Annotated in this window: 2 protein-coding genes and 1 pseudogene; 1 reads left to right on the top strand and 2 read right to left on the bottom strand. The window is 65.7% G+C overall.

All coding sequences use genetic code 11. From position 1 onward, the window contains the following. Together FHS87_RS23065 and cyoA are read right to left on the bottom strand one after the other, a co-directional pair. Positions 1-1,199: cbb3-type cytochrome c oxidase subunit I (locus FHS87_RS23065; RefSeq protein WP_456306630.1), on the bottom strand; the 1,199-nt coding region annotated here is incomplete at its 3' end. 114 nt (positions 1,200-1,313) lie between these two features. Beyond that, positions 1,314-2,420: a ubiquinol oxidase subunit II gene (cyoA, locus tag FHS87_RS23060; protein WP_184522200.1), complete on the bottom strand. Its 1,107-nt coding sequence runs from the start codon at positions 2,418-2,420 to the stop codon at positions 1,314-1,316. Positions 2,421-2,569: 149 nt separating this feature from the next. Between cyoA and FHS87_RS23055 the strand changes: the two are divergent. Continuing rightward, positions 2,570-3,054 (top strand): annotated as a pseudogene (locus FHS87_RS23055) (MFS transporter); the annotation flags it as partial.

Genomic DNA, 3,054 nt, shown 5'->3' with positions numbered 1-3,054 from the left:
AGTACGCCGGTCATGCCACCCACCACGAAGGTGAGCATGAATGCGACGACCCACATCATCGGCAGTTCATAGACGATGCGGCCGCGGTACATGGTAAAGAGCCAGTTGAAGATTTTCGCGCCCGTCGGGATCGAGATCACCATGGTCGCGATGCCGAAGAAGGAATTCACACTGGCGCCCGCGCCCATGGTGAAGAAGTGGTGCAGCCAGACGATGTAGGAGAGGATGGTGATGACCACTGTGGCATAGACCATCGACGAGTAGCCGAAGAGCCGCTTGCCAGTGAAGGTGGAGGTGATCTCGGAGTAGATGCCGAAGGCCGGCAGGACCAGGACGTAGACCTCCGGATGACCCCAGATCCACACCATGTTCCAGTACATCATGGGGCTGCCACCCATGTCGTTGGTGAAGAAGTGGGTTCCGATGTAGCGGTCCAGCATAAGCAGGAAGAAGGCGGCGGTCAGCACGGGGAAGATGGCGATGGCCAGCACGTTGCTGCACAGCGCCGTCCAGCAGAAGACCGGCATCTTCATCATGGTCATACCGGGCGCGCGCATTTTGACGATGGTCGCGACCATGTTGATGGCAGACAGCGTGGTTCCTACGCCTGCTATCTGCAAGGCCCAGAGATAGTAGTCCACCCCCGTGTCGGGGCTGTACTCCAGCCCGGCCAGGGGCGCGTAGGACAGCCAGCCCGTGCGCGCGAACTCGCCGACGAAAAGCGAGATCATGACGAGCGCGGCGCCGGAGGCGGTGAGCCAGAAGCTCAGGTTGTTCAGAAAGGGGAAGGCCACGTCGCGCGCGCCGATTTGGAGCGGCATGACGAAGTTGATGATTCCCACGACCAGCGGGATGGCCACGAAGAAGATCATAATCGTGCCATGGGCGGTGAAGATTTGGTCGTAGTGGTGCGACGGCAGATAACCCTCGTTCGCACCAAAGGCGACCGCCTGCTGCGCTCGCATCATCAGCGCGTCCGCGAAGCCGCGGACAAGCATGACGATGCCGAGGATGACGTACATGATGCCGATGCGCTTGTGGTCCACACTGGTGAACCACTCCTTCCACAGATAGCCCCAAAGCCGAAAGTAGGAGAGCGCCGCCACGATCGTCAGGCCCAGCGCCACCACGACGATGAAGGTGGTGAGCAGGATCGGCTCGTGGATGGGGAAGGACTCGAATGTGAGACGGCCGAACACCGTCTTCAGGAAGCTATGCTCTGGCATGGTCCAATCCGGAGATGGGGCTGTACCCCGCGCGGGGCGCGGGAGGAAGCGCGCCGGCCGTGGCCGGCGCCCGAGGTTGTCGCGTGCCTAATAGGGGGTGCGGTGGCCGGGCCCGGTGGGATGCGGCGGGGCGGTCACGTTCGGACCGGTCCCCTTCTCCTCGGCGTCGCGCAGGAGCGCGGGCTCCGTGCGGGAGGACCCGCTCGACGGGGAGCCTGCGCGCCCGGCCGGCATGCCCGAGCCGAACTCCCCGTGCGCGTGGCCGCCTCCGCGCTGCTGGTCGCGCGCCATCACCTCGGCCGCGCAGGGCTTGCCCGGCTCAACGCACTGGTTCAGGGCCCGGTCGAACAGCCCCTCCGCGACGGAGGCGAAGCGCATCACCGGCACCCGCTCGCTTGGGCGGTCGAGGGCGAGGTACTCAGCCGTGGCTAGCCCGGTGCCAGCCGCCTTGGCCTGCTGCACCCAGCGGTCGAAACCGGCTCCGTCCACGCCGATCAGCTTGAAGCGCATGTGGGAGTAGCCGGCGCCGGTGTAGTTTCCAGAATAGCCCCAGCTCTCGCCCGGCGCGTTCAGCACCGCGTTCAGTTCCGAGCGCATGCCGGGCATGGCGTAGATCATGCCGGCCAGGGTGGGCGCGTAAAAAGTGTTCATCTGGGTGGAGGAGGTAATGGAGAAGCGCACCGGCACATCCACCGGGAGCGCCAGCTCGTTCACCGTGGCGATGCCCTGCTCGGGATAGATGAACAGCCACTTCCAATCCATGGCCACCACCTGCACCTCGAGCGGTCGGGTGCCCGGCGGGACGGGCCGGCCCGGGGCGATCCGGTCGAGCGGGCGGAAGGGGTCGAGCAGGTGCGTGCTCGACCAGGTGATCGCGCCCAGGCAGATAATGATCAGCAGCGGGCAGGACCAGATCACCAGCTCCAGCGAGGTGGAGTGGTCGAACTTGGGATCGTAGTTGGCGCGCGGATTGCCGGCTCGGTAACGCCAGGCGAAGAGCACCGTGAGCACCATCACGGGGACGATGATCAGTAGCATCAGCCCCGTGGCGATCAGGATCAGGTCGCGCTGCTGGACCGCGATGTCCCCCGTGGGGTTCATCACGACCATGTCGCACCCGGCGAGCGTGAGAAGCAGGGGGATCGTGCCCGCGCGGGCAAGGCGCCTCGCCACGGCCGTTGTCTGTTCGCGCATGCGGAGCCCATACAAGCAGGCGGTTCCGGTGGACCATTGGACATTTTGTCCAATCCCTCCGGCCGCAGCTTTCGGGCATCAGGTTTCGGATAGCCATACAGTCAGGGAACCGGGCCGTCTCTGCGCCGGGGCCGGAATGGGATACGAGCATGAGTGAGGCCACCGCCGCGAGTTCGACCCCGCTGGAGCGCGACGCCCGGCTCGTCACGGCGCGAGAGCACCGGATCGCGCCCGGCGAGATCGCCATTGGCGTGATCATCGGCCGCACGAGCGAGTTCTTCGACTTCTTCGTCTATGCTATCGCCTCCGTGCTCGTCTTCCCGTCCCTGGTCTTCCCCTATGCGGACCCGCTGACGGGCACCCTCTTCTCATTCGCGATCTTCGCCCTCGCCTTCCTCGCACGGCCGGTCGGGTCGCTCATCTTCATGGCGGTCGACCGGCGCTACGGGCGCGGCGTGAAACTGACGATCGCCCTGTTCCTGCTTGGCGGCTCGACCGCGGCCATCGCTTTCCTGCCGGGGCACCAGCAGATCGGCACTGCCTCGGCGCTGCTGCTGGCGCTCTTCCGGGCGGGCCAGGGCGCGGCCTGGGGCGGCGTGTGGGACGGGCTGCCCTCCCTGCTGGCGCTGAACGC

This window comes from Muricoccus pecuniae (assembly GCF_014199205.1).
Lineage (GTDB): Bacteria > Pseudomonadota > Alphaproteobacteria > Acetobacterales > Acetobacteraceae > Roseomonas > Roseomonas pecuniae.
This window is presented reverse-complemented; position numbering and strand designations above follow the sequence as displayed.

Coding starts and splice junctions, on each gene's coding strand:
- cyoA (WP_184522200.1), bottom strand. CDS start 2,420: ATGCGCGAACAGACAACGGCCGTGGCGAGGCGCCTTGCCCGCGCGGGC.